General features: G+C 67.6%; 21 protein-coding genes. 10 read left to right on the forward strand and 11 right to left on the reverse strand.

Going from position 1 to position 26,735, the window contains the following annotated elements; genetic code table 11:
* Window positions 1–54: 54 nt before the first annotated feature.
* From LWE61_RS05055 to LWE61_RS05065, 3 genes are all read right to left on the reverse strand, one after another.
* A complete protein-coding gene (locus tag LWE61_RS05055; protein ID WP_234148938.1) occupies window positions 55–558 on the reverse strand; it encodes a DUF4188 domain-containing protein in 504 nt (167 codons plus the stop codon).
* Between the two features lie 47 nt (window positions 559–605).
* Window positions 606–1,511: an LOG family protein gene (locus tag LWE61_RS05060; RefSeq protein WP_234148939.1), complete on the reverse strand. Its 906-nt coding sequence runs from the start codon at window positions 1,509–1,511 to the stop codon at window positions 606–608.
* A gap of 97 nt (window positions 1,512–1,608) precedes the next feature.
* Entirely contained in the window at window positions 1,609–2,244 is a 636-nt protein-coding gene (locus tag LWE61_RS05065) for an extensin family protein (protein WP_234148940.1), read from the reverse strand.
* 307 nt (window positions 2,245–2,551) lie between these two features.
* Between LWE61_RS05065 and LWE61_RS05070 the strand changes: the two genes are divergently transcribed.
* The 3 genes from LWE61_RS05070 to LWE61_RS05080 all read left to right on the forward strand — a co-directional run bounded on the left by LWE61_RS05070 (window position 2,552) and on the right by LWE61_RS05080 (window position 6,639).
* Window positions 2,552–3,685 (forward strand): phosphoserine transaminase, encoded by a 1,134-nt coding sequence (locus tag LWE61_RS05070; RefSeq protein WP_234148941.1) that lies wholly within the window; start codon window positions 2,552–2,554, stop codon window positions 3,683–3,685.
* Between the two features lie 123 nt (window positions 3,686–3,808).
* On the forward strand, window positions 3,809–5,389 hold the full coding sequence (gene serA / locus LWE61_RS05075; protein WP_234148942.1) for a phosphoglycerate dehydrogenase: 1,581 nt from the start codon (window positions 3,809–3,811) through the stop codon (window positions 5,387–5,389).
* Between the two features lie 113 nt (window positions 5,390–5,502).
* The gene (locus tag LWE61_RS05080) at window positions 5,503–6,639 is read left to right on the forward strand and encodes an ATP phosphoribosyltransferase regulatory subunit (protein WP_234148943.1); all 1,137 of its coding nucleotides are present in this window, start codon (window positions 5,503–5,505) and stop codon (window positions 6,637–6,639) included.
* A gap of 61 nt (window positions 6,640–6,700) precedes the next feature.
* On the opposite strand, the gene LWE61_RS05085 is transcribed toward LWE61_RS05080, so the two are convergent.
* From LWE61_RS05085 to LWE61_RS05095, 3 genes are all read right to left on the reverse strand, one after another.
* Window positions 6,701–8,029: a L,D-transpeptidase scaffold domain-containing protein gene (locus tag LWE61_RS05085; RefSeq protein WP_234148944.1), complete on the reverse strand. Its 1,329-nt coding sequence runs from the start codon at window positions 8,027–8,029 to the stop codon at window positions 6,701–6,703.
* A 43-nt stretch (window positions 8,030–8,072) separates the two neighbouring features.
* On the reverse strand, window positions 8,073–8,330 hold the full coding sequence (locus LWE61_RS05090) for a hypothetical protein (RefSeq protein ID WP_234148945.1): 258 nt from the start codon (window positions 8,328–8,330) through the stop codon (window positions 8,073–8,075).
* 220 nt (window positions 8,331–8,550) lie between these two features.
* The gene (locus tag LWE61_RS05095; protein WP_234148946.1) at window positions 8,551–9,402 is read right to left on the reverse strand and encodes an isocitrate lyase/PEP mutase family protein; all 852 of its coding nucleotides are present in this window, start codon (window positions 9,400–9,402) and stop codon (window positions 8,551–8,553) included.
* Window positions 9,403–9,533: 131 nt separating this feature from the next.
* Here LWE61_RS05095 and LWE61_RS05100 point away from each other — a divergent pair, with 131 nt between their 5' ends.
* Window positions 9,534–11,369 carry an ABCB family ABC transporter ATP-binding protein/permease gene (locus LWE61_RS05100; protein WP_234149075.1) on the forward strand — a complete coding sequence of 612 codons (1,836 nt, stop codon included), beginning with the start codon at window positions 9,534–9,536 and terminating at the stop codon, window positions 11,367–11,369.
* 112 nt (window positions 11,370–11,481) lie between these two features.
* Entirely contained in the window at window positions 11,482–12,621 is a 1,140-nt protein-coding gene (gene hemW, locus LWE61_RS05105) for a radical SAM family heme chaperone HemW (RefSeq protein ID WP_234148947.1), read from the forward strand.
* Window positions 12,622–12,661: 40 nt separating this feature from the next.
* Here hemW and LWE61_RS05110 read toward each other — a convergent pair whose 3' ends face one another.
* Both LWE61_RS05110 and LWE61_RS05115 read right to left on the reverse strand, forming a co-directional pair.
* Entirely contained in the window at window positions 12,662–13,732 is a 1,071-nt protein-coding gene (locus LWE61_RS05110; RefSeq protein WP_234148948.1) for a glycosyltransferase, read from the reverse strand.
* A 124-nt stretch (window positions 13,733–13,856) separates the two neighbouring features.
* Complete coding sequence (locus LWE61_RS05115; protein WP_407696190.1) at window positions 13,857–14,588, reverse strand: Crp/Fnr family transcriptional regulator; 732 nt, start codon at window positions 14,586–14,588, stop codon at window positions 13,857–13,859.
* A 221-nt stretch (window positions 14,589–14,809) separates the two neighbouring features.
* Here LWE61_RS05115 and murA point away from each other — a divergent pair, with 221 nt between their 5' ends.
* The gene (murA, locus tag LWE61_RS05120) at window positions 14,810–16,093 is read left to right on the forward strand and encodes a UDP-N-acetylglucosamine 1-carboxyvinyltransferase (protein ID WP_234148949.1); all 1,284 of its coding nucleotides are present in this window, start codon (window positions 14,810–14,812) and stop codon (window positions 16,091–16,093) included.
* 521 nt (window positions 16,094–16,614) lie between these two features.
* Entirely contained in the window at window positions 16,615–17,601 is a 987-nt protein-coding gene (locus LWE61_RS05125) for an alpha/beta hydrolase (RefSeq protein ID WP_234148950.1), read from the forward strand.
* A gap of 61 nt (window positions 17,602–17,662) precedes the next feature.
* On the opposite strand, the gene LWE61_RS05130 is transcribed toward LWE61_RS05125, so the two are convergent.
* Window positions 17,663–18,388, reverse strand: coding sequence for a hypothetical protein (locus tag LWE61_RS05130; protein WP_234148951.1), 726 nt, complete (start codon window positions 18,386–18,388; stop codon window positions 17,663–17,665).
* A gap of 31 nt (window positions 18,389–18,419) precedes the next feature.
* Window positions 18,420–19,688 carry a phosphoribosylamine--glycine ligase gene (purD, locus tag LWE61_RS05135; protein ID WP_234148952.1) on the reverse strand — a complete coding sequence of 423 codons (1,269 nt, stop codon included), beginning with the start codon at window positions 19,686–19,688 and terminating at the stop codon, window positions 18,420–18,422.
* Here purD and xseA point away from each other — a divergent pair.
* The 3 genes from xseA (at window position 19,687) to LWE61_RS05150 (ending at window position 25,466) form a co-directional block, all read left to right on the forward strand.
* The gene (xseA, locus tag LWE61_RS05140) at window positions 19,687–21,201 is read left to right on the forward strand and encodes an exodeoxyribonuclease VII large subunit (RefSeq protein ID WP_234148953.1); all 1,515 of its coding nucleotides are present in this window, start codon (window positions 19,687–19,689) and stop codon (window positions 21,199–21,201) included. The two genes, purD and xseA, sit on opposite strands and share 2 nt — an antisense overlap.
* Before the next feature lie 5 nt (window positions 21,202–21,206).
* Window positions 21,207–22,142 (forward strand): M23 family metallopeptidase, encoded by a 936-nt coding sequence (locus tag LWE61_RS05145; protein WP_234148954.1) that lies wholly within the window; start codon window positions 21,207–21,209, stop codon window positions 22,140–22,142.
* A 399-nt stretch (window positions 22,143–22,541) separates the two neighbouring features.
* Entirely contained in the window at window positions 22,542–25,466 is a 2,925-nt protein-coding gene (locus LWE61_RS05150; protein WP_234148955.1) for a TonB-dependent receptor domain-containing protein, read from the forward strand.
* 6 nt (window positions 25,467–25,472) lie between these two features.
* Here the strand turns inward: LWE61_RS05150 and LWE61_RS05155 are convergent, their stop codons facing one another.
* On the reverse strand, window positions 25,473–26,693 hold the full coding sequence (locus LWE61_RS05155) for a putative 2OG-Fe(II) oxygenase (protein ID WP_234148956.1): 1,221 nt from the start codon (window positions 26,691–26,693) through the stop codon (window positions 25,473–25,475).
* Window positions 26,694–26,735: the final 42 nt, after the last annotated feature.

A 26,735-nucleotide genomic window follows, 5' to 3' on the forward strand; every position in this document is an offset into this window, starting at 1 on the left:
ATCGCTATGACACGGCCCGGCGGGAATGGCCGGGGCCAGTGCGCTGCCAACCGCTCAGGCCGCGCCCAGCCTCTCCCGTGCCGCATTGCGCCGGCCTGTCGCCTTGCGCAGTCCCGCCGCCTTGCCCAGCCCGAACGGCGGCATGGCGACATAGATGCTCTCATGCGCGCCCGGCTCCACCACATAGGTCTCGTGGAAGATGCCCACCGCATCATTGCCCTTCGACGCCCGGTTGAACGCGCGCCACGCGGGCAGATGCTCGCCCTCGCTGGCATGGGCATAGGCGTGCAGCGCCTCGAAATCGCGCCAATATTGCAGGGTTATCAATGTTCGGAACGGCGCCAGCATCAGTTCATGGCCAATCATGCCAAGGTCCGGCCGCTGCCCCAGTTCCTTCAACATCCCCGGCATCGCCCGCGCCACCGGCAGCCATTTGTCGGGCCGGGTCAGGCGGTTGATCCGCATCCCGATGACAAAGACGGTGATGGGGCCATCATGCGCATCGCACAGACGGCCGGGGCGGATGCGGCCGGAAGCCGAGGGCGGGAGGTCTGCCATGCACAGACCATCGCCTAAAAGGTTTCCATCTGCAACCTATATGGCGATCATCCGCAGGTCGGCAGGGGGCTGTCGGCGTAAAAGGCGTCCACCGCCGCCCATGCTTCCTCCGCCGTCTCGACCCAGGTGATGAGGTCGAGGTCGCGGGGGCTGATGACGCCTTCCTCCGCCAGCGCATCGAAATTCACCACGCGGGTCCAGAATTCCTTCCCGAACAACAGGATGGGCAGGGGCTTCATCTTGCCGGTCTGCACCAGCGTCAGCAGCTCGAAAAACTCGTCGAAGGTGCCGAACCCGCCGGGAAACACCGCCAGCGCGCGCGCGCGCAGCAGGAAGTGCATCTTCCTCAGCGCGAAATAATGGAACTGGAAGGAGAGTTCGGGCGTGACATAGACATTGGGCGCCTGCTCATGCGGCAGCACGATGTTCAGGCCGATGGTGGGCGCCCCCGCCTCCGCCGCGCCGCGATTCGCCGCTTCCATGATGGAGGGGCCGCCGCCCGAACAGACCACGAAGTTGCGGCATCCGGCGTCATCCACCGGGACGCTCGCCGCAATAGCGGCCAGCTTGCGCGCCTCGTCATAATATTTCGCCTTGGCGGCCAGGCTCTCGGCGATCTTGCGGTCGGCGGGGGTGATGGCGGCGTCCACGAAATCGTCCGCCTGCTCCGGCCGGGGGATCCGTGCCGAGCCATAGAAGACGAAGGTCGAGCGGATGCGCGCCTCGTCCAGCAACAGTTCGGGTTTCAGCAGTTCCAGCTGGAACCGGATGGGGCGCAAATCCTCGCGCAGCAGGAAGTCGGTATCTTGAAACGCCAGCCGATAGGCGGTGCTCTGCGTTTGCGGCGTCTCGGCGGCGCGCTCCGCATCGCGGGCCTCCTGCCGGGCGGGACGGAATTTGCGGGCTGCGATGGTTTGCGGCTCTCCCGCCGCCGGTGTCTTCTTCTTTGCCATGTTCACCCGCTCTAGCCCATTTGGGGTCGGGGCGGAAAGGCCTAGAGTTGCCGTGTTTTCCGAGTCAGTCGATGACTCCCTCTGCTTCGAATAAGGCTTAGCGGCAATATCCGCCCTTGCCGCCCATATCGAAATGGAAGTGGTTGTAATGGGCGGCGTTATAGTCCGGGCTGAGGACGGTCTTGAACCGCTTGCACGCGCTTTCGCGGATGCGGCGCAGGAATTGCGCCTCCGGTCCCCCGGCGGTCCAGTGCTTCTCCACGCTGATTCGTCGCCCGTCGGTCAGCACGAAGCCGGAGATGTCGACCGCATTGGCATGGGCATGTTCGGACCGCTTGCCCGCCATGCCGGGATTGCCCACCACATTGCGGCAGGCATAGGTGCCGAACGTTTCCACCGTCGCTACGTCCGCGCCCAGGTACAGGCGGGCGGATGGCACCACGCCATTGCGGACCCAGGCGGTAAAGGGCGTGGCGACCGTGCAGGTCATCGGGCCGAGGTTGGTGGTCGGCACGCCATAGTCCAACAGCTTGATGGTCCCGTTGAGGGCGCAGCCCGACCCCTTCGTCTCGTTGGGCAAGGGCTGGTAGCTGACGGCCAGCGCGGTCAGGTTCGCCGCGCACTGGCGAAAGGCGACGTCGTTGGGGATGGCGGGGGCAGGACGGGGGCGTGGCTTGGCGGAGGCGCGGACCGGCCGCCGCACTTCGCCGCCGCTGACGCAGGCCGCCGTCATGGCCGTCATCGCCACGATGGCGACGATTGATGTGCCACGCTGTCTGGTCTGCCCGCTCCGCATTTCTTAACCAATATGTAAACAAGGTTAAAATAGGGTTAACGCGCCTTCCCATATGCGACGGGACGAGTCGGACGAGAGGCCGGTTGAATCGGGCCGGTGTCGGGTCCGGCGTCGCGCAGGGGCTGGACGCCGCGCCTACCCCGGCCGACCCTTTTCATTTGACATTAAGGTCTCAGCGACTAGGGCCGTCAGCGGGCCACGCGGTCCCAACGCCGCGCGTGCTCTCTGTGAGGAGAAGCATTACATGACTGAGGTTGCCAAGCCGGGCGTTTTGCCCGCTCGTCCCCATTTTTCGTCCGGCCCGTGCGCCAAGCCGCCCGGATATGACCCCGCAAAACTCGCCACCGACGTGCTCGGCCGTTCGCATCGGTCCAAGCTCGGCAAGGCTCGCCTCCAGTACAGCATCGACCTGATGCGGGAGCTGCTGAACCTGCCCGACACGCACCGGATCGGCATCGTCCCCGGTTCCGACACCGGCGCTTTCGAAATGGCCATGTGGACCATGCTCGGCGCCCGTCCCGTCACGACGCTCGCTTGGGAGAGCTTCGGTGAGGGTTGGGTGACGGACGCGGCAAAGCAGCTCAAGCTGGACCCCACCGTCATCAAGGCCGACTATGGCCAGTTGCCCGACCTGACGACCGTCGACTGGTCGAACGATGTGCTGTTCACCTGGAACGGCACCACGTCCGGCGTGCGCGTCCCCAATGGCGACTGGATTCCGGCGGACCGCGAGGGCCTGTCCTTCGCTGACTCGACCAGCGCCGTGTTCGCCTACGACCTGCCGTGGGACAAGATCGACGTCGCCACCTTCTCCTGGCAGAAGGTACTGGGTGGCGAGGGCGGTCATGGCGTGCTGATCCTCGGCCCCCGCGCGGTCGAGCGTCTGGAAACCTACACCCCCGCCTGGCCGCTGCCCAAGGTGTTCCGCCTCGTGTCCAAGGGCAAGCTCGCCGAGGGCGTGTTCAAGGGCGAGACGATCAACACCCCGTCGATGCTGGCCGTCGAGGACGCGATCTTCGCGCTCGAATGGGGCAAGTCCATCGGTGGCGCCGCCGGTTTGCAGGCGCGTTCCGACGCCAATGCCGCCGCGCTGAACAGGATCGTGGAAGCGCGGAGCTGGCTCGGCCATCTCGCCATCGACGAGGCGTCGCGGTCGAAGACCAGCGTCTGCCTGACGGTCGAGGGTGCGGACGAGGCGCTCATCAAGAAGATCGCCTCCCTGCTCGAAGCCGAACATGCGGCCTATGACATCGCCGGATACCGCGATGCCCCCGCTGGCCTGCGCATCTGGTGCGGCGCGACCGTCGATGTCGCGGACATCGAGGCGCTCGGCCCGTGGCTCGACTGGGCCTATGCGTCCGCGAAGGTCGCCGCCTGATTGAATAGGGCGTCACCCCGGACGTGATCCGGGGTTCCGCTTCTGTCTTCCCCCACCGCCGCCTGCTGAAAAAGCGGGGCCCTGGATCATGTCCGGGGTGACGGTGAGTATAAGGATATTCCTATGCCCAAGGTACTTATTTCCGATTCGATGGACCCGCAGGCCGCCCAGATATTCCGGGATCGCGGCGTTGAAGTTGACGTCATCACCGGCAAGACGCCGGACGAACTCAAGGCGATCATCGGCCAGTATGACGGCCTCGCCATCCGCAGCTCGACGAAAGTCACGCAGGAAATCCTCGACGCCGCGACCAATCTTAAGGTCATCGGCCGCGCCGGCATCGGCGTCGATAACGTCGATATTCCGGCCGCTTCGGCCAAGGGCGTCGTCGTCATGAACACGCCGTTCGGCAATTCGATCACCACCGCCGAACATGCCATCGCGCTGATCTTCGCCCTCGCGCGCCAGTTGCCGGAGGCCGACCTCTCCACGCAGGCCGGCAAGTGGGAGAAGAACCGCTTCATGGGTGTCGAGGTCACGGGCAAGACGCTCGGCCTGATCGGTGCCGGCAACATCGGCTCCATCGTTGCCGACCGCGCGCTGGGCCTGCGGATGAAGGTTGCGGCCTTCGACCCCTTCCTGACGCCGGAGCGCGCCGTGGACATGGGCGTGGAGAAGGTGACGCTGGACGAACTGCTCGCCCGCGCCGACTTCATCACGCTGCACACGCCGCTGACCGACCAGACGCGCAACATCCTGAGCCGCGAAAATCTGGCGAAGACCAAGAAGGGTGTGCGCATCGTCAACTGCGCGCGCGGCGGCCTGATCGACGAGGTCGCGCTGAAGGAAGGTCTCGACTCCGGCCATATCGCGGGCGCCGCCCTCGACGTGTTCGTGACGGAGCCTGCCAAGGAATCGCCGCTGTTCGGCACGCCCAACTTCATCTCGACGCCGCACCTCGGCGCGTCGACCAATGAAGCGCAGGTCAATGTCGCGCTTCAGGTGGCCGAGCAGCTTTCGGACTATCTGATGACCGGCGGCGTAACCAACGCGCTGAACATGCCCAGCCTGTCCGCCGAGGACGCGCCGAAGCTCAAGCCTTATATGGCGCTGGCCGAGCGTCTGGGCAGCCTGGCGGGCCAGCTCAACGGCGACAAGATCCAGGGCGTGTCGGTTGAGACGGAAGGCCATGCCGCTGAACTGAACCAGAAGCCCATCGTCGCCGCCGTGCTGGCGGGCCTGATGCGCGTCTATTCGGACACGGTGAACATGGTCAATGCACCGGTTCTGGCCAAGGATCGCGGCCTCGACGTACGCGAAGTGCGCCATGACCGCGAGGGCGATTACCAGACGCTGGTGCGCGTGACGGTCAAGACGGCAGAGGGCGAGCGTTCGGTCGCCGGCACGCTGTTCGGCCATTCGCAGCCGCGCCTCGTCGAACTGAACGGCATCAACATGGAGGCCGATCTGGGCGGCCAGATGCTGTACATCGTCAATCAGGACAAGCCGGGCTTCATCGGCCGCGTCGGCACCACGCTGGGCGCGTCGGACATCAACATCGGCACCTTCCACCTCGGTCGCCGCAATGTCGGTGGCGAGGCGGTGCTGCTGCTGTCGGTCGACGGCACGGTGCAGGAGCCGCTTTTGTGGGAAGTGTGCAAGCTGGACGGCGTGAAGGATGTGAAGCTGCTCAAGTTCGCCTGATCCTTCGCAAGAACTGACGAGCGGCCCGGCCATCCAAGGGGATTGCCGGGCCGTTTGCATGTCACGCAAAAGCGGTTCCCACTTGGCCCCAAAATGCTCTAGAGGGCCTTGCCATGACCAACAAAGTTCCGTCCGGCCTGCTTCCAGAGGGTCTTTCCGATCGCCTGCCTCCTGTTGCGGAGGCATCGGCGCGGCTGACGCGCGATGTCCTCGATACCGTCATCGCCCATGGCTATGGCCGCGTGGCCCCGCCGCTGGCGGAGTTTGAGGAGACGCTGACCCGTCGGCTCCAGTCGGCGGGGGCGGAGGATCTGCTGCGCGTCGTCGATCCCATTTCGCAACGGACGCTGGCCCTGCGGCCGGACATGACCGCGCAGGTCGGCCGCATCGCCGCGACCCGGCTCGCCGCCGCGCCGCGCCCCCTGCGCCTCTGCTATGGCGGCCCGGTCATGCGCCTGCGCGCCGACCAGCTCCACCCGGAGCGCGAGCGGATGCAACTCGGCGCCGAACTCATCGGGTCGGACAGCGTCGCCGCGGCGGTGGAGATCGTCAACATGGCGATAGAGGCGCTGCAACATGCCGGCGTCACCGGCATCACCATCGACTTCACCCTGCCCGATCTGGTCGATGCGCTGGCCGCCGGTCCCATGCCCGTTGCGGCGGGTGAGTGCGACCAGTTGCGTGATCGCCTCGACGCCAAGGATGCGGGCGCGGTCGCCGCGCTGGGCGCGGGGGCTGCGGCCTATCTGCCGCTGATCGCCGTCACCGGTCCTTTCCACGACGCGATGACCAAGCTGGAGGCGATCGACGCAGGCCCGGCGCAGGGCGCGATCGCCAGTCGTATCGCTGGCCTGCGCGCCATTGCAAAGCCGATCGGCTGGGACATCACCCTGACGCTGGACCCGACCGAGCGGCATGGCTTCGAATATCAAAGCTGGTTCGGCTTCTCCATCTTTGCCGAGGGTTTCATCGGCGAGATCGGCCGGGGCGGCAGCTACGCCATCCTGCGCGACGATGGCAGCGCGGAACCGGCGATGGGCTTCTCCCTTTATCCCGACCCACTGATCGATGCGGGCTTCGGTCGCGCCGATCAGCGCCGCCTGTTCCTGCCGCTCGGCCATGACGCGGAACGGGCAAAGGCCCTGCGCGGCCAGGGCTGGGTGACGGTCGCGGCCTTGTCCGGCACGGACGATGGCCGCGTGCTGGGATGCGGGCACTGGCTGAAGGATGGCGCGCCGGTCGGCTACTGAGCGGCGCGGCGAGGGGCTTTGGGACACTCCCACCCGTCATCCCGGATCGACGACTCCCCGCCTATTCATCGCGCCCATACACATCCGGCCGGAACACAGCGCCCTTCGGCGTCTCCGTCGCGGTCAGATAGGTGAGATAGACCGGTACCTGCACCGGCAGCGGGACGAACTGTTCCGGCGCCTTGCCCGCCGCCGTCACCGGTTGGCGCATCAGCCAGCGGCCCAGCGCGGCGGCGTCCTCCAGCCGGATACAGCCGTTCGACAGGTGCCGGTCGTCCTTGTCGAACAGGTCGCGGTTGGGCGTATCGTGGAGATAGATGCCCTCGTCATTGGGGAAGAGGAATTTCACCCGTCCCATGCTGTTCGCCCCGCCCGGCAGTTCGCGCAGGCGGATGACCCGCGCGCCGGACGCCACCGCCTGCCAGTCGATGCTGGCGGGGTCGAGCCGCGCGGGATGCGCGCTCCAGTCGGACAGCGCCTCGATCCGCATCGACGCCAAGGTGCGTCCCGCCAGTATCTTGGGCGCGATATTTTTCTCCGCCAGATAGTCGGGGATGTTCCAATAGGGGTTCAGGATCGCCCATTGCAGCGTGCCCACCATCATCGGCGTCTGTGTCTCGGTCGTGCCGACCACCACCTTCATCGTGCCCAATTGCCTGCCGCCCTGATAATACCAGAGTCGGGCGGAGGAGGCATCGACCACGACATGCATCGTCCATGGTCCCGGCAGCAGCCGCGCCCGGTCGAGGTTCAGGCGGATGCGGTCCAGCGCCTCCTCGCTCTCCCCCGCCTTGTCGGCGCGCGCTAGCAGGCCGCGCAGCCGGACATAATGGGCGCTCATCCAGCCCATGCCCGCCACATAATCCGCAAAATCGCCGGAGAGGGCGGCGGCGTTCAATATCGCTTCCGGTTTCGGCTTCTTCGGCTTCAGGCCCCGGTCGGCATAGACCATCCTGACGCCATTCCCCGCCCGCCGCTGGTCGCGGACATAGCGGGCGAAACGGTCGGACAGCATCAGTTCGGCGCGGGCGACCGCGTCCGGCTCGCCGGATCGGGCCGCGCCCACCACCGCACGCAGCGTGTCGATGTCATAGGATGACGGGCGCAGCCCATCCGCCTCCGCCGTCTTCAAGAAGCCGATGAAGCTGTCCGCCGCCGGTCCGATCCGGCCCCGCTGGACCCAGAGTGGCGCATAGCCCCGGCCCGCATAGAATCGCCTGAGCGACCCACCGGCCTCATCGCGGATCGCCGTCAGGATCGCGGGATCGGGGGCTGGGGATGCGACACGGGCGGGCGCCCTGGCGGCCACTGTCCGGCGCGGCGCGGCCTGCCCCGGTGCGGCGAAGGACAGAGCGGCGATCATGAGGAAGGGGATGCGACAGTGCCGCATCCCCCCTGACTTGCGTCCTGAAAACAGGAATGTCACGCGGCGATCAGCCCCGTTCGCCCCTCCGGCTCGGCGGCGGGGGTGGCGGCGGCAGGGCCGGCTGGGCATTGGGATGATAGATGCCGTCCGATGTGTAATAGCCATCGACGATGCCGTCGCCGTCGCGGTCGGCCGCCGTGCTGCCGGATACCGCACCGGGCGGGGGAGGCGGCGGGGGTGGCGGGGCGATCTCCTCCTCCGGCTTGGAGCAGGCCGCAAGCGCCAGCGGCACCAGCCCCATCAGGGCGATGGATCGAAATTTCATAGAGGGTTCCTCCCTTCGAACAGGCTTTTGCGCGGCAGGAAGAAAGGGACTCCCAGCCAACACATTGTGTGCAACCCGCCCGGTGGGAAGATGGGTGCATGCCCCCCCGGCCCGGATCGACAGCCGGTGCCTGCGCCACGACCGCCCGCGTAACAAAGGTCGGAAAAGCGCGCCATCCGCGCGCCTCCCGGCCTCCATCATGCCTGTCCGATACCGGCCGTCAGCGCGTCTTGCGTCCCGTCTTCTGCGCCCATTCCAGCGTCAGCGCGTCATACAGATCCTGTTCGATCAACTGGTCCTTGCCGGGTAGCACATGGTCCATCTTGACCGTGCCCGTCTCCATCAGTTCCTTCGCGCGCGACAGGTGGAGCTGCGCCGCCCCGGTCCAGCCCCAGCCGGTGCTGAGCGTGAACGCGGTGTCGGGCAGGTTGAAACCCAGCGTGCAGACCGGGATCGGCATTTCGGGCACGATCTGGGCATGGGCCTCCGCCGATGCGATGGGAAAGACGAGGGCGTCGGCGCCCGCCTCGGCATAGGCCTTGCCGCGCTTGATCGCTTCCTCGATATTGCCGGTGCCGCCGCCGCCGCGCGCATCCGGGTACATTTCGTCGCAGCGCGCGATGATGACGAAAGGATGGTCGCCGCGCGCCCGCGTCGCCGCGTCGATGCGGAACTGCATGTCCGCGATGGATATCAGCCCGCTGGAGAATTTGCTGTGCTTGGGGTTCACCTCATCCTCGACATGATAGCCGGCGATCCCTGAGCGGATATATTTGCGGGTGAAGTGAAAGGCGTCGGCCACCGTCTCGCCCAGCGTGTCGGCGTCGGCGATCAGGGGAATGTCCATCGCATCCTGGATGCGCGTCGCCTGATCCAGCTGCTCGATCTGGCTGAACACGCCATTGTCCGGCACCGCATAATGAAAGGCGGAACAGGCATGGCCGCCCAGATAGGCCGCCTGGAACCCCACGCTCTGCACGATCCGTCCGGTCAGCGCGCTATAGGCTTCGGCGGCGACGAAATGCTCGCCCTTGGTGATGAGGTCACGCAATTTCTGTGCGGGGCTGGTCATGGCCTATTCTCTCCATTGTGTCGCTGGCCCCTCCTTGCCTGCCCCGTGCCGGAGTGCAAGGGGGTGGTGTAAAGCATTGCATGGCGCATGCCTCCCTAGGCAAGCCGAGCCTTTGCCCCTACATCGCGCCCATGCCGCCAGACATGCCCTCCACCGCCACGCCCATGCCGCCCCTGTGGACGACGCTGCGCCGCTTCCTGCCCTATCTGTGGCCAAAGGATGCACCGTCGATGCGCCGCCGGGTCGTGGCCGCCGTGCTGCTGATGCTGCTGGGCAAGGTGATCGGTTTCGCCATGCCCTTTGCGTACAAGGCGGGCGTGGACCGCATGGCGCCGGGCATGGAGGCGGGGGTCGCCATCGCCGTGGCGTTGATCGTCGCCTATGCGGGCGCGCGCTTCGGCAACAGCCTGTTCGAGAATCTGCGCAACGTCGCGTTCGAGAGCGTGGGGCAGGAGGCGACGCGCAATCTGGCGGAGCATGTCTTCCGCCACCTCCACCGCCTGTCGCTGCGCTTCCATCTGGACCGCAAAACCGGCGGCGTGACCAAGGTGATCGAGCGGGGCACCAAGAGCATCGACGTGATGCTCTATTTCATGCTGTTCAACATCGCGCCGACCGTCCTCGAACTGACGGCGGTGTGCGTCTATTTCTTCTTCAAATTCGGCCCCGGCATGGTGGTCGGCACGCTGGCGATGGTCGCGCTCTATATCTGGTTCACCCGCGCGGTGACGGAATGGCGCAACGCGTTGCGGCGGGAGATGGTGGACATGGACACCAACGCCGTGTCCCACGCCGTCGACAGCCTGCTGAATTTCGAGACGGTCAAATATTTCAATGCGGAACAGCGCGAGGGCGACCGTTATGGCGCGGCCATCAAAAACTACGCCGCCGCCGCGCTGAAGAGCGAGAACAGCCTTGCCTGGCTCAACATCGGTCAGGCCCTCATCACCAACCTGATGATGGCGGGCGCGATGGCCTATACCGTCTGGGGCTGGAGCAAGGGGCAGTTCTCGGTCGGCGATGTCGTGCTCATCAACACCATGCTCTCCATGCTCTTCCGCCCGCTCGACATGCTGGGCATGGTCTATCGCACGATCCGGCAGGGGCTGATCGACATGGAGGCGATGTTTCGTCTGGTCGACACGCGCGCCGAGATCGTCGACGCCGACAACGCCCCCGCTCTGGTGGTGGAGGGCGGGGAGGTCCGCTTCGAGGATGTCCGCTTCGGCTATGACGCGGAACGCCCGATCCTTAAGGGCGTGACCTTCACGCTGCCCGCCGGGCAGACCTTTGCCATCGTGGGGCCGTCGGGCGCGGGCAAGTCCACCATCGCGCGCCTCCTGTTCCGCTTCTACGATGTGACCGATGGCTGCATCACCATCGACGGGCAGGACATTCGCGCCGTGCAGCAGGACAGCCTGCGCGCCTCCATCGGCATCGTGCCGCAGGACATGGTGCTGTTCAACGACACCATCGGCTATAACATCGCCTATGGCCGCGCCGATGCGACGCAGGAGGATGTGGAGCTGGCCGCGCGCGGGGCCGCTATCGACGGCTTCATCGCCTCCCAGCCCAAGGGTTATGACGCCCGCGTCGGGGAACGCGGCCTGAAACTGTCGGGGGGCGAGAAGCAACGTGTCGCCATCGCCCGCACCCTCGTCAAGAACCCGCCGATCCTGGTGCTGGACGAGGCGACCAGCGCGCTGGACAGCCGGACGGAGGCCGCCATTCAGGACGTCCTCTCCTCCATCGCCAAACGCCGCTCGACCATCATCATCGCCCACCGCCTCTCGACCGTGGTGGACGCCGACCGCATCATCGTGCTGGAGGATGGCCAGATCGCGGAACAGGGCCGCCACGCCGACCTGCTCTCGAAGAACGGCCTCTACGCCGCCATGTGGGCGCGGCAGGCGCAGGAACGGGTCGAGGAAGTGCTGGCCGGGGACGGGGCGCTGGAGGCGCGGTAGGATTTCTGCCACGTCACCCCGGCCCAAGGCAGGGGTGACGTCAGCGGAATGTCACGCCACACCCCCTCCGAAAAATCCCGCCTCCCCGTCGCGAACCGAGTATGGAGCCGCCATGTCCGCCTCCGCTTCCCCTTATGCGCTGTACGTCCACTGGCCCTTCTGCGTCTCCAAATGCCCCTATTGCGACTTTAACAGCCATGTCCGCGACCATGTGGATCAGGCCGCGTGGCGTGACGCCCTCCTCGCCGACATGGCGCATGAGGCCGCGCGGACCGGCGGCGGGCCGCTCTCCTCCATCTTCTTTGGCGGTGGCACGCCTTCGCTGATGCCGCCCGCGACCATCGCGGCGGTGATCGAGGGGGCGGCGCGCCACTGGGACTTCGCGCCCGACATAGAGATCACCATGGAGGCCAACCCCAATAGCGCGGAGGCCGCCCGCTTTGCGGATGTCGCGGCGGCGGGCGTCAACCGTGTCTCGCTGGGCGTCCAGTCGCTGCATGACGAGGCGCTGAAATTTCTGGGCCGCGCCCATGGCGCTGATGAAGGGCTGCGCGCCGTCGAACTGGCGCAGGCCCTGTTCGGTCGGGTCAGCTTCGACCTCATCTATGCATTGCCGGGGCAGAGCGAGGCGGACTGGGACGCGGACCTGACCCGCGCGCTGGCCATGGGCACCGGCCATCTCTCGCTCTACCAGCTCACCATCGAACCCGGCACCCGGTTCGAGACGATGGTGCGCAAGGGCGACTTCATCCCCGCCGACCCGGATCATGGCGCGACCCTCTATGAGCTGACCCGCGACCGCACCGTCGCGGCGGGCATCCCCGCCTATGAGGTCAGCAACCACGCCCGGCCGGGGGAGGAGAGCCGCCACAACCTCATCTATTGGCGCTATGGCGATTATCTCGGCATCGGGCCGGGCGCGCATGGCCGGGTGAACGCCCATGCCACCCGCCGCCACCGCAAGCCGGAAAACTGGATGGCCGCGCTCGCCGCGCAGGGCCATGGGCTGGAGGAGGAAAGCGCCCTCGCCCCCGACGAACGGATGACCGAGGCGCTGATGATGGGCCTGCGTCTGGCGGAGGGGGTGGACCTGTCGGACCTTCAGGCCCGTCTCGGCACCGCAGCGCCCATCAACCGGCGCGCCGCCGAACGGCTGGCCGCGCAGGGCCTGCTGCGTCTGGACGGCGCGCGTCTGGCCGTGACCGGGGAGGGCATGCTGCTGCTCGACGGCATATTGGCGGAACTTCTGTAGCGGGCGAGGGGAGCGCCCCCCACCCCACCAGCCTCGCGCCTTAGCCGCCCTGCATCGCCATCTGGCTGCGCATGACGTCGAGGTTATGCTGTGCGAGGTGGCTGCCCCGGCCCTGCACGCTGCCTTCCAGATCGGGCCGCTCGCCGATGTCGAGGCAGCGTTCCCACGCCGACTGCGCCAGCGGCAACCAATGGCCCAGCGCATTGGCCGGATCGGTCATCGCGCGGTCCAGCACCAGATTGCCCAGCACGAAGAAGAAATCCGGCGAGAATTGCCACGCCTCCATCTGTTGCTCCGCCAGGTCCAGCGCCTCCGTCACCGCGCCGGTCTGGCCCAGGCAGTGGAGATGGCGCACCAGCAACGAGTGCAGCCAGTTCGCCTTCTCCGGCGCACGGGCAAAGGCCTGTCCATACCATTGGCTGGCGGCGGCATAGTTCTGCCGGCTCTCCGCATCCTTGCCGAGCTGGTAGAGGGTGTAGGGGTCTTCCGGGTTGTCCGCCAGTTCGCGCATCAGCAGTGGGCCGTTGCGGTCCCGCTTGCGGTCGGCCTGCGCGTCCAGATAGCCGTCATGGCCGATATGCAGGTCCAGCCGCTCCAGCGGCAGGGGGGAGACGGGCTGCTCATGCACCCGCCCCTGATAGCGCACGCCGCGCGGCAGCAGGCGCGTGATCCAGCCGCGGGTGACCGGGGCCGCGTCGCCGGTCGCCGGGGACTGGGGCAGGTCGAACTGGCTGTGGACGCACGCCGCGCCCAGCCGGGGCGCACCCGCGCACCAGTCGCGCAGAACCTCGCCGCCCGACACGATCCATTCGTCGGCGTCGATCATCAGGTTCCAGTCGGCATCGGACAGGTCGAGCAGATGGTTGCGCGCGACCGAAAAATCGTCGGGCCAGTCGCGGTGATGCACCTCCGCCCCGCATTGCCGCGCCAGCAGGACGGTGTCGTCCACCGATCCGGTGTCCAGCACGATGATCCGGTCCACCCATGGACGCACGCTCTCCAGGCACCGCACGATGCACCGCGCCTCGTCCCGGACGATCAGCGTGGCGGCCAGCGTGGTGGCGGGGCCGGGCCGTGCGGCGGACGTGGGGCGATGCGATCTGGACGACATGGACAGGTTCCCGGACGGACGATGCCGGGATTGTCGGCGCTTTTGGCTAATATCGCGTTAACCATGATGGAAGGCGCGCGGCGCACCGGCCGCCGCCCCGCATCGCATCGCATAAATCCGGGTCTCAGGCCGTGGGCAACCAGTCCATGTCCAGATCGTCATAGCGATTGGTGTAATGGCCGATCTCCTGCAACCGCGCCTCGTCCAGCAGGGTGATCGCCCCGTTGGAGCGGGAGATCAGGCCATCCTGCTCCAGTTGCCGGATCATGCGATTGACATGGACGGAGGTCAGGCCGACCGCGTCGCCAATCTCCTCCTGCGTCAGGCGCAGATCGAAACTGTCGCGGATATTGTCGTCCGCCACGCGCAGCCGGTCGATGATGTCGAGCAGGAACGCCGCCAGCCGCGCCTTGGCCGACGCCCGGCCCAGCGAGGTCAGCCGGTCGGTCAGCGCCACCCGCTCCGTCTGCGAAAGCACGAACATCAAGGCGGCGACGCGGGGATATTCCTCGATCAGCCGGCGCAGCGAGTGCTTGTCGAACGGACAGATGACGCCGTCGGTCAGCGCGGCGAGGGATTCCGGTGCCTTGGCATAGGCAGTACTGGCCGATCCGATGAAGTCACCGGGGAAGTAGAGCCGCAATATCTGCCGCTGTCCGTCGGGCAGGATGACATAACTCATCATCCGTCCGGTCGAGACGACGAACAGTTCCGTGACAAGGTCTTTTTCGCGCTGGATGATCTGTCCTTTGCGCACATGGCGCGGATTTTCTTCCAGTCGGTGGAGCGCCGCTTCCTCGCCGGGCGTCAACGCCATATATTTCTTCAGACGTGCAGCGAAACAACTCTCGGTCACATTCAACCTCTTTTTCAGTTTGCCCTTTACGAAGTCGTTACAAGGGCAAAACGCTCTACATGTCCTATGGCTGCATCACGGGCTTTCGCACTAAACTGGATCAAGGCGGAAGGCCTGCTTTTCCTCTTTTGTTTCAAGTGTTTAATAAGACACTCTTTTTGTGTCGCATTTTGCTCCGCCGCTGGCCTTGCCTTGGGCCGATTTCGCTCTAAAGCACCTTCATGGATCGCATCATAATCGAGGGTGGCAAGCGTCTCAGCGGGCGCCTGCCGATTTCCGGGGCAAAGAACGCGGCTTTGACGCTGCTGCCATGCGCGCTCTTGACCGAGGAGCCGGTGACGTTGCGCAACCTCCCGCGCCTCGCCGACGTGGACAGTTTCGGTCACCTCCTCAACCAGCTTGGCGCGTCGACCACCATCGAAGGCTCGCGGCCGGAGGATTTCGGGCGCGTCATGACGCTCAAGGCCGGCCGCCTGACCTCCACCGTCGCGCCCTATGACATCGTGCGCAAGATGCGGGCGTCCATCGTGGTGCTCGGCCCGTTGCTGGCGCGCGGGGGGGAGGCGACCGTGTCGCTGCCCGGCGGCTGCGCCATCGGCAACCGGCCCATCGACTTCCACCTCAAAGCGTTCGAGACGCTGGGCGCGACCATCGAGATGGCGAACGGCTATATCCGCGCCATCGCGCCCGATGGTGGCCTGAAGGGCGCGCTCATCACCCTGCCGTTCCCGTCCGTGGGCGCGACGGAGAACAGCCTGATGGCCGCGGCCCTCGCAACCGGCGAGACGATCATCGAAAATGCCGCGCGCGAGCCGGAGATCGTGGACCTGTGCGGCCTGCTGGTCGAAATGGGCAGCGAGATTGAGGGGATCGGCTCCGACCGCCTCGTCATTCATGGCAAGCCGCGCCTCTATGGCGCGACCTACAAGGTGATGCCGGACCGGATCGAGGCGGGCAGCTATGCCTGCGCCGCCGCGATCACCGGGGGTGAGCTGGAGCTGGAGGGTGCGAGCGCGGAGGACATGCATGTCATCATCACCGCGCTGCGTGACGCGGGTGTTCTGGTCGAGCCGACCAAGACGGGCATCAAGGTGTCGTCCGATGGCAAGCTGCGCCCGCTGACGCTCTCCACCGCCCCGCACCCGGCCTTCCCGACCGATATGCAGGCGCAGTTCATGGCGATGCTGACGCTGGCCGACGGGGCGAGCGTGCTGACCGAGACGATCTTCGAAAACCGCTACATGCATGTGCCCGAACTGACCCGTATGGGCGCGGACATTGCGGTCAGCGGTCGCACGGCCATCGTGCGCGGCGTGCCGAAACTGTCGGGCGCGCCGGTGATGGCGACGGACCTGCGCGCGTCCATGTCGCTGATCCTTGCGGGTCTGGCGGCGGACGGGGAGACGCAGGTGAACCGCGTCTATCACCTCGACCGCGGCTATGAGCGGCTGGAGGAAAAGCTGGGCGCCGTCGGCGCGCAGATCGAGCGCGTCAGCGACGGCTAGTCCGGCTCGGCGCTGCTGACCGAGCGTGGCAGTAGCGCGACCATCGGCTGTGGTTTCCGAATATGGGTCGGGCCTGCGTCTTGCTGGCAAGGCGGGGCAGGGGCTGACGGCTGCGGCCGGTCCCGGTGGGCAGGCCAGAGCGGGATGACGTTAAATTCACTCACCTCGTCATTGCGAGCGCAGCGAAGCAATCCATGGAGCGCCGCATTGGATCGGTTGGACGTCGCGCGCTTGCGGCCCGCTGCCCTTGCAAGGATGTTCAGGGGAAAGCCGTCACACCCTACGCTCTCTCCCTCAGCGGCAAAATGGCTAGGGCCAATCGATATTCAGCCCTGACGGCCTGCAAGTGGCGCTTTCCCGATCTTCCGGTGCTCACGTACCTAGAGTAGGTTGCGCTCCGGGTCCCGGAAAACCACCATTTTCAGCTCGTCATCTTCTGAATGTCGATTGGCCCTAGGGCTTGGCGCATCTGTGCCGTATCTCCCCCGGACATGCCGTTCGAGCGACAGGGAGAGTTGAGGATGCAGGAGCAGGAGGGGGCGCTGCATGTGCCAGCCCAGATCATAGCCGTACCCCAATCGGTGAGCGCGGCGGCGCAGGCCTTTCTGGCGGGCGCGGCCAGGCGCATTGCTGCCCTGTCCAGCGGCGATGGTGCGGCGACGAATGGTCCCAGCCAGACCGAACAGGCGGCGCAGGCGACCCTGTTCCTGCGCCCCGCCGCCGATCGCTTTTCCGGCACGTTCGAGACGGTGGAACTGCCGTCCGGCGCGCTCCTCTATCGCGCGACGCCGGATGGGCGCGACGGGCGCAAGGCGCATGTCGTCCTGTTCGACATTCATGGCGGCGCTTTCGTCGCGGGCGGCGGGGAGATGTGCCAGTTGCTCGCCCGGATTCGGGCGGCGGATTATGGGGTGGAGGTCTGCGCGGTCGATTACCGGCTCGCGCCGCAGCATGTCTATCCGGCGGCGCTCGATGATTGCGTGGCGGCCTATCAGGCGGTCATCGCCCGCCACGCCGCCGGCGACATCGTGGTCAGCGGCGCATCGGCGGGCGGCAATCTGGCGGCGGCCCTGATGCTGCGGCTATGCGCGGAGGGCTTGCCCCTGCCCGCCGCGCTGATGCTGTTGACGCCGGGGCTGGACATGACCCGATCCGGCGACAGCTATCGCACCAACCGCTATCTCGATGTCACCCTCTATGGCGGGGCGAAGGAGGGGCCGGACGCCTATGCGGGCGATCATGACCCGACCGATCCCTTCCTGTCGCCGCTGTTCGGGGACATACCCGCCGACTGGCCGCCGACCCTCTTGTCCTCCGGCACGCGCGACCTGCTGCTGTCCGACACGGTGCGGATGCATCGCCTGCTGCGCCGCGCCGGTGTTCGGGCCGATCTGCATGTGACGGAGGCGGGGCCGCATGGCGGCTTCATGGGACAGGCGCCGGAAGATGCGGAACTGATCTGCGAGTGCCACCGCTTCCTCCATGCCGCATGGGGCATTGCGGACTGAACGGTGGCAAGCGGGAACAGGCGGGGGGTGGGACAGGCGGGGGGTGATCCCCGCCCAACCCTCACAGCTTCCCGTATTTCGCCTCATAACCGGCCACGTCGCCCGCCGCGAGCAGGCGCGCCTGATCCACCCAATTGTCGCGCACGGGCCGCCCGGCAAAGCTGCCCAGCTTCGTGTCGATGGCGGCAAGGTCCGCGTCGCTCCAGCCTGCGATCTGCGCGTAGCGGTTGATCCCTTCGCTCTTCAGCAGCGTCGCGATCTTGGGACCGACGCCCTTGAGGCGCAGGAGATTGTCGCCATCCCCCTCTGACGCGGCGGCGACCGCCGTGGGGATGGGCGGGGTGGAGATGGTGACGGCTTCCACAGGGTCGGGCACAGCGTCTGGCACAGCCTCTGCCGCGACGGGTTCGACCGCTTGCGGCGCCACAATCTCCGGCACGCCCGGTTCCACCGCCTCCGGCTCGGCAACCGGATTCACATCCAGCGCGCCCGACAGGGTGACGGGCGCCGGACGCTCCTCCGCCGGTGCCGGTGCTGTGGGGGATGGTGCGGGCGGTGTCGCAACCCCGTCCGCCACCGGCGGCACGATGCTGGCCAGCGGCTCCTGCGGGAAGCTGGTGCCCGGTTCCGTCACCGCGTCGGCCAGCGTCACCTGTTCGGGCAGCAATTCCTCGCCAGCCGGTTCATGGGGCAGCGCGTTCGGGCCTTTGCGCCGCAGGATGGCGAACGCCAGGATGATCGCGACGATCGCGACCAGCACCACGATGATCCAGCCCGTTTCGGTCATGCCCAGTTCCTTTCCCTATTCCGTGCGCGACTCAGTGCGCGCCGCGCGCCAGTTCGCGCCAGCCAATGTCCCTGCGGCAGAATCCGCCGGGGAAGGCGACCCTGTCCACCGTCAGATAGGCATCCGCCCGCGCCTGCGCCAGAGTGCGCCCCGTCGCGGTGACGTTCAGCACCCGGCCACCGCTGGACACCAGATCGCCGTCCTGGCTGGCGGTGCCCGCGTGAAAGATCATCACGCCCTCGCCGGTGGCGGGCAGGGTGATGACCGCGCCCTTGTCCGGCGTGGCAGGATAGCCGTTGGCGGCCATGACAACGGTGATGGCGGGCGCGTCGGACAGGCGGGCGCTGCCGCTCGCCAGACGGCCCTGCGCCACGGACAGCAGCAGTTCGACCAGATCATCCTCCAGCCGCATCATCAGCACCTGACATTCCGGGTCGCCAAACCGGGCGTTATATTCGATCAGCTTCGGCCCGTCCGGGGTCAGCATCAGGCCCGCATAGAGCACGCCGACATAGGGGGTGCCGCGCGCGGCCAGCGTGCGGACGGTGGGCAGGATCATCCGCTCCATCACCTCCGCCTCCAGGTCCGGCGTCAGGATGGTGGCGGGGCTGTACGCGCCCATGCCGCCGGTGTTGGGGCCGGTGTCGCCATCGCCGACGCGCTTATGATCCTGCGCGGAGCCGAAGGGCACGACATTGACGCCGTCGGTCAGGGCGAAGAAGCTCGCTTCCTCGCCGGTCAGGAATTCCTCGATCACCACGCGCGCGCCCGCTGCGCCGAACGCGCCGTCAAAGATCATTTCCAGCGCGCCATGGGCCTCCTCGGCCGTTTCCGCGATGATGACGCCCTTGCCGGCGGCCAGACCGTCCGCCTTGATGACCACGGGCAGGCCGAAATCGGCCAGCGCGGCCAACGCCTCGGCAAAGCTGTCGCAACGGGCATAGCCTGCGGTCGGGATGTTCGCCTCGTCGCACACGGCCTTGGTAAAGGCTTTCGACCCTTCCAGTTGCGCCGCCTCCTTGCCGGGGCCGAAGACGGGGATGCCGACGGCGCGCAGGCTATCCGCGATACCCTCCACCAGTGGCTGTTCCGGCCCGACCACGACCAGCCCGACGGCGTTCGTCTGGCAAAAGCCGATGACCGCCGCATGATCGGACAGATCGAGTTGGACCACATCGGCATGGTCCGCTATCCCCGGATTACCCGGTGCGGCATAGAGCCGGTCGCAGAGCGGTGATTGCGCGAGCTTCCATGCCAGCGCATGTTCGCGTCCGCCGCCGCCCAGCAGAAGGATGTTCATGGTCGATAGTCCCGTTCGTTTCGATGCGTCCGGCCGCCTGTTAGCGGAGGAGCGGCAAGGCGACAACGCGCCGCCGCTCAGCATTACCGAAATTTCCTCGTTGCTGAAACGCACGGTCGAGGATCGTTTCTCCCATGTCCGCCTGCGCGGCGAGATTTCGGGCTATAAGCGCGCGGCGTCGGGCCATATCTACCTTGCGCTCAAGGATGAGGGCGCGGTGATCGACGGCGTGATGTGGAAGGGCGGGGCATCGCGTCTCGCCTTCCGGCCGGAGGATGGGCTGGACGTGATCGTCACGGGCAAGCTGACCACCTACCCCGGTCGCTCCAAATATCAGATCGTCATCGAATCGATGGAGCTGGCGGGCGAGGGCGCCCTGATGCAGCTTTTCGAGAAGATGAAGCAGCGGCTGATGGCGGAGGGGCTGTTCGACCCGGCCCGGCGCAAGCCGATCCCGCGCCTGCCCCGTGTCATCGGCGTGGTGACGTCGCCGACCGGCGCGGTGATCCGCGACATCCTCCACCGCCTCAACGACCGTTTCCCCACCCATGTCCTCGTCTGGCCGGTGCTGGTGCAGGGCAATGGCGCGGCGGAGCAGGTGGCGGCGGCGGTGCGCGGGTTCGACGCGATCCGGCCCGGCGGCCCGCCACATTCTCCGGTGCCGCGGCCCGACCTCGTGATCGTCGCGCGCGGCGGCGGCTCGATCGAGGATCTGTGGACTTTCAACGAGGAAGCGGTGGTGCGCGCGGTCGCGGACTGCTCCATCCCGATCATCTCCGCCGTGGGGCATGAAACGGACACGACCCTGTGCGATTTCGCGGCGGACCTGCGCGCGCCGACGCCGACCGCCGCCGCCGAAATGGCGGTGCCGGTGCGCGTCGACCTGATGGCGATGACGCAGGAACTGGGCCTGCGCTCCGCCCGGTCCGTCCTGCGCACCGTCACGCGCGGCGCGGAACGGCTGGAGGCGATGAAGCGCCTGCTGCCCAGGCCGGATATGCTGGTGGGCACGCAGCGGCAACGGGTGGACGATCTGGGCGAGCGGTTGCGCCGCGGTCTGTCCCACCGGCTGAGCGACGCGGGCAAGGAACTGGCGGTGGCGTCGGGCGCGCTGCGCCGTCCCCTGCTCGACCGGGCGCGGGAACGGGCGCAGCAGCGGTTGGCGAGCGTGCGTTTCGTGCCCGCGCTGGTGGAGCGGCGGGTGGCGGACAGCCGCCGCGCGCTGGACGGGCTGGGCCGGGTGCTCACCACGCTGGACCCGCAGCTGCCGCTGCAGCGCGGTTTTGCGCTGGTGCGCTCCGGCGACCGGATCATCCGCTCCGCCGACGAGGCGGTGCGCGCGGGCGCGGTCACGCTGACCTTTGCCGACGGCGCGGTGGAAGCGACGGTGGGGGAGGGCGCCGCGCCGCCCGAACCGCGCGATCCGACGCCAAAGGTCCGACGCGCCCGCAAAGGGGAAGAGGCCGACGCGGTGACGCAGATCGACCTGTTCGGATCGGCGCAGCAGGGTTGAGGCGCATGGCGGCTTTCGTCCTGCGGAGCGCCCCGGCCCTGCTCCTGTCCGGGATGGCGCTGGCGAGTTGCGTGGCGGCGTCCACCACGCCTCGAACCGGCGCGCGCGCCTCTACGCCGCCGGGTCCGGCCCTGCCGATGTCTCCGTCGGCCTGCCCGCCACGCGATACGATGGTCCGGCTCGACGGCGTGGCGCGTCAGGGCGGCGTGTTGCGCGGGCAGTTGCTCCGGGGCGGCGTCGCGCTCAGCCTGGATGGGCGCGCGGTGCCGCTGACGGCAGACCGGGCTTTCGTCATAGCCTTCGACCGCGACGCGCCCGCTACGGCGACGCTGGGCGTGACTCTGGAGCGGGGATGCGGTGCCTTTGACGTCCCCCTTTCCGTCGCCCCCGCCAACTGGGACATACAATCCGTCAACGCCTCCATCACCGGCGGCGTCAGCAGCGCGGAGTTTCAGGCGCGCCGCGCGCCGGAACTGGAGAGCATCGCCGCCGCCCGCGCCCGCATGACGCCGGGGTCCAGCGAGGGCTGGCGGCAGGCGTTCGTCTGGCCGGTCGTCGCCCGCATCTCCGGCCGCTTCGGGTCGCAGCGCATCTATCGCGGCACGCCGGGCAGCTATCATAGCGGCGTCGATCTCGCCGCTCCGGCGGGCACCATCTATGTCGCGCCCGCCGACGGGGTGGTGATCCTCGCCGCCAGCACGCCCTATACGCTGGAGGGCAATCTGCTCCTCATCGACCATGGCATGGGCCTCAACAGCGCCTTCCTCCATTCGCAGCGGCTGCTGGTGAAGGCGGGCGAGGTGGTGCGGCGCGGCCAGCCCATCGGCATGGTCGGCGCGACCGGCCGGGCGACGGGACCGCACCTCCATTGGGGAATGAAGTGGCAGGACGCGCGCATCGACCCGATAACACTGGTCGATGCGGCGGACCCGCCGCGCTGAAACCGGCCTGACCGCAGCATCCCTACGACCCCGGTCTTTCTACGACGCCCGGTCTTTCTACGACCAATGTCGCGGCCCGTTGAGACTAATGTCTAACAGACAGGATCGGCGATAATCCCTAGCAAAGGACATGCCTCTTGGGTCGCAAGAGGGGTCGGGGTCGCCATCAGGCTCGATCCGACCGGATGGCCAGCCAAGACCGGGTGGGGATTGGCTGGCCATCACCGCGACCCGCGCTAAATCTCCCCTCACCGCGCGGTTTCTGGTGGCTGGCGTATCCCTGCGGCCTTCCATTCGCCGCAAAATCCGATCCTCTCGACTTTATTTGTCCATATCGGCGGGTTAGGGTCCGGCAAGGACAGCAGGACTGTCATTTCGGCCGGGGGGGCGGGGCCAGACATGCGTTTCATGACACAGTGCGCCGTGGGGGCCGCACTTGCTCTGCTCGCTCTGCGCCCGGCGACCGCATCCGCGCGACCTGCGGACGGGGCGGAGGCGGAGGCCGCCACGGAGGCAGGCGAGCAGGCGACGATTATCGTCACTGGATCGCGCATCGCCCGTACTTCGACCCGTACCCCGACATGGCCCGATACGAACGGCGTGGCGCTCGTCAACACGCTCGACCGCGATGCGCTGGACCGGGGCGGGCGGGACGATCTGGCCGACATGTTGCGCCGGGTGCCCGGCTTTGCGGGCGGCGTCGGTCCGGGCAACAGCAATATGCAGACGTCCGGCAATGGCCTGAACCTGCTCGACCTGCGCGGGCTGGGCACGGCGCGCACGCTCGTCCTCGTCAACGGTCGCCGCATGGTGGCGGGGCAGGGCGGATCGTCGGCGGTGGACCTCAACATGATTTCGCCCGACCTGATCGAGCGGGTGGACATACTGACCGGCGGGGCGTCCGCCATCTATGGGTCGGATGCGGTGGCGGGCGTGGTCAACCTGATCCTGCGCGACGCGCCCACCGGCCTCACCCTCGATGCGCGGTCCGGCATCACCGACCGGGGCGACGCCCCGCGCCGCCGCATCGCGCTGACGGCGGGCACCGGCTTTGCGGGCGGGCGGGGGCATGTCTGGGCGCATGGCGGCTATGCGCAGGACGGCGGCCTGCGCTCGACCGCGCGGGCGCAATCCGCGACCGACCCGCTCGGCCCCAGCCCCTTTACGCCGCAGGGGGCGTTCGGGCTGGACGGCACCATCTATGGCATCGGTTTCGACCCGGCAAAGGGGCTGGTCTTCACCGATTATGACGGCGCGACCCTGCAAAAGGGCATCCCGCTGACCCAAGGCTATAATCGCAACGCCGTCCGCCGCATCGCCATGCCGGTCGATCGGGTGCTGCTTAACGGCGGAATGGATTTCGCGCTCAGCCCGTCGGTCACGCTGCGGCTGGAGGGGCAATATGGCGAGACGCGCAGCCGCACCGGCACCGAACCCTATGCGGCGGCGGGTGGCGATCCGCTTCGCGACGGCGCCGGCGCGATAGAGGTTCCGGGCGGCATCGCGCTCGACAACCCCTATATTCCCGCGCCTATAGCGGCGGAGATCGCGGCGCGGAACGGCGACGCCAGCGCGGTCAACGACGTGGCCTTCATCGCCTTTCGCCGCCGTCTGGGCGATGTGTTCGACCGTTCCAACGCCAATGTCCGGCGGCTGTGGCGCGGCGTGGCGGAGCTGAAGGGCGGGGTGGCGGGCGGCTGGCAATGGGACGCCAGCTATGTCTATGGCCGCACCACCGACCATAGCGCTGCCGACACCATATTGCGCGACCGGCTGGTGGCGGCGGTGGACGCGGTGCGGGATGGCGCCGCCATCGTCTGCCGCGATCCTGCGGCGCGGGCGGCGGGGTGCCAGCCGCTCAACCTGTTCGGTGCGGACACCGCGTCGCCCGCCGCCATCGCCTATCTGCGCGGCGGCGGCTTGCAGACGGTGCTGGACAGCCGCATCGACCAGCATGTGGTGGCCGCCACCCTCTCCGGCACGCCCTTCCGCCTGCCCGCGGGGCCTGCGCGCCTCGTGCTGGGCGCGGAATATCGCGATGAATCCAGCGTGGACGACTGGGATGCGGACACCAATGCGGGCCGCACGCTGGCCGCGCGGGCGGACGATGTGCGGGGCGGCTATGGCGTCACCAGCGCCTTTGCCGAACTGGCGGTGCCGCTGCTGCCCCGCTTCGGTGTGGAGGGGGCGGTGCGGCTCGACCGCTGGTCCACGGTGGGCACGGTGTTCAACTGGCGCGGCGGCGCGGGGTGGGAGCCACTGGCGGGCCTGCATCTGCGCGCTTCCTATGGCGTGTCGTCGCGCGCGCCCAATATCGCGGAACTCTACACCACCCAGCGGGAGGCTTTTCCCGGCACGCTGACCCTCGATCCCTGCGCCGGGATCACGCCGGCGCGCGCCAACGCCTATGATGCGGATTGCCGCCGGATCGCGGGCATCGCGGCCCTGCTGTCGGGCGGCGGCACCCTGTCGTACAGCACGGCGGAGGTGCAGGCGATCAACGGCTTCAACGGCGGCAACCCGGCGCTGCGGGAGGAAGTGACGCGCACCCTGACCGCCGGGATCGCGCTCCGCCCGCGCGCTATCCCGCGCCTGTCGCTCAGCCTCGATTATTATCGCATCCACCTGTCCGACGCGATCGGGACGCAGCCGCGCAGCCAGACGGTGCAGGCGTGTCTGGCCGATCCCGCGTCCGCCGCCTGCGCCGGGCTGGTCCAGCGCCTGCCCAATGGCAAGCTGGCGCGGGTCGATGCGCTGCTCATCAACGGCGGCGCGATTCGGCATGGGGGGATCGACGCCGCGCTGGACTATAGCCTGCCGCTGGGGCGTCTGGGCCTGTTGGATCTGGGGGTGTTGGATTTCGGGGGTCGCTGGACCCATATGGTCCAACATGAAAGCCAGGCTTTCGCAGGGGCCGTTTCGGTTGGTCATGTCGGTATGTTGCAGGACGCTCTGCGCGCCCGTCTGGGGTCCGGTTTCCGCGACCGCTTCACCCTCGACGCGCGCTATCGGCGCGGCGGGTTCAGCCTCGGCTGGACGATGCGCTATCTGGGACCGATGGTCGATACGCTGGACCCGGTGACGGCGCCGCCCGCCGCGATCAACCGCGTCCCCGCCATCGCCTATCACGACCTGCAACTGCGTATGGCCCTGCCGGGTGCGGCGCGGCGGGAGGTCTATCTGGGCGTCTATAATCTCCTCGACCGCGCGCCGCCCTTCCTGCCCAGCGGGCAGGCGGCGTCGGGCCTGCTCGGCGTCGAGAGCGCGCAGGATTATGACAGTATCGGGCGCAGCCTCTATGCGGGCGTGACCCTGCGCTTCTGAACGGGCTTAGTCGTCCGGCGACAATAATGTGTCGAACGCCACCGTGATCCGCTCGCCCTGGGGAAAGGGCAGGGTGCCATGCCACATATAGGAGGGGAACAGGACGAGGCGGCCCAGCTTCGGCTCGATCATCCGAAGCGGCGGCAAACCGGTGTTGAGGTCGACCGGCGGCGCGCCGATGGTCAGCCATCCGGCGTGGGGATTGCTCTCGCACGGCGGCGGCAGCACGGCGTAAAAGGCCGCGCTCAGCGACCCGACCGGGTGGATATGGCTGACATGATAGCCACCGTCGAGCAGCCGCACCGACCAGCTGTCGCTCAGCGTCACCGTGCCGCGCCTGCGGCCCAGCAGCGGATGGCGCATATCCTCCGGCGGCAGGCCCGCGACATAGCGATAGAGGGCGGAGAAGAAGCCCAGCCGCAGGGAGGTCAGCTCCGGCTCCTGCCGCTCCAATATCTTGCCCGCCGTCTGCGTGCCGCCGCGCAGCGACATGTCAAAGGGATGGGTGCGCGCGACATGCAACGTGCGCAGGCGCGCCGCCAGCGCGGTCAGCGCTTCCGGCTCCACGTCCATGTCGATGCAGCGGACGAGGCCGGGCCGGTCGACCAGCCATTCATGGCGCGGATGGCCCATGATGCGCCAGGCGGTGCCCAGCAGGCCCCAGCCGGTCTGGTTGTTCGGATGGGCTTCGACATATTGTTCGGCCAGGTCGGCGGCCTGCCCGGCGCGGCCATATTTGATGAGGTGGCTGACATGGGGCAGCGCCAGCGTGCCGCCCTGCTCCCCCGCGCGCGCGAACAGCGCGTCCGCACGCTCGATGTCTCCACGCTCGCTGGCGGCCACCGCGGCCAGCATGGTGAAGAAGAGATGATCGCCCGCCCAGCTTCGCACGACGGGCAGCACATCCTCGACGACGCTGTGGAAACCGGCGTCGCTCAACATGCGCAGGCAGGTGACGGCGACGTCCGCCTTGCCCATGTTGCGGCGGACGGCATGGCTCAGCCAGTCGGCGAAGGCATCCGGCGTGCCGCATTGCCACAGCAGTTCTCCGGCGGTGCGATAGCCTTCCGTCCAGTCGGGGTCCGCGTCCACCATCGCGACGACGATGGCCAATGCGCCTTCTATATCGCCCGCCGCATACAGGGCGATGGCGCCATCGACCCCTTGCCCTCGCGGGAGAGCGGGCGAGGGCGTATAGTCCGAGCGATGCGGGCGTTGGGCGGTCATGCCCTTGATAACGGCCGGAACGGTCGGAAATTTAGGGAGAAA

Source organism: Sphingobium sufflavum (assembly GCF_021403115.1).
GTDB classification, from domain to species: Bacteria; Pseudomonadota; Alphaproteobacteria; order Sphingomonadales; family Sphingomonadaceae; genus Sphingobium; species Sphingobium sufflavum.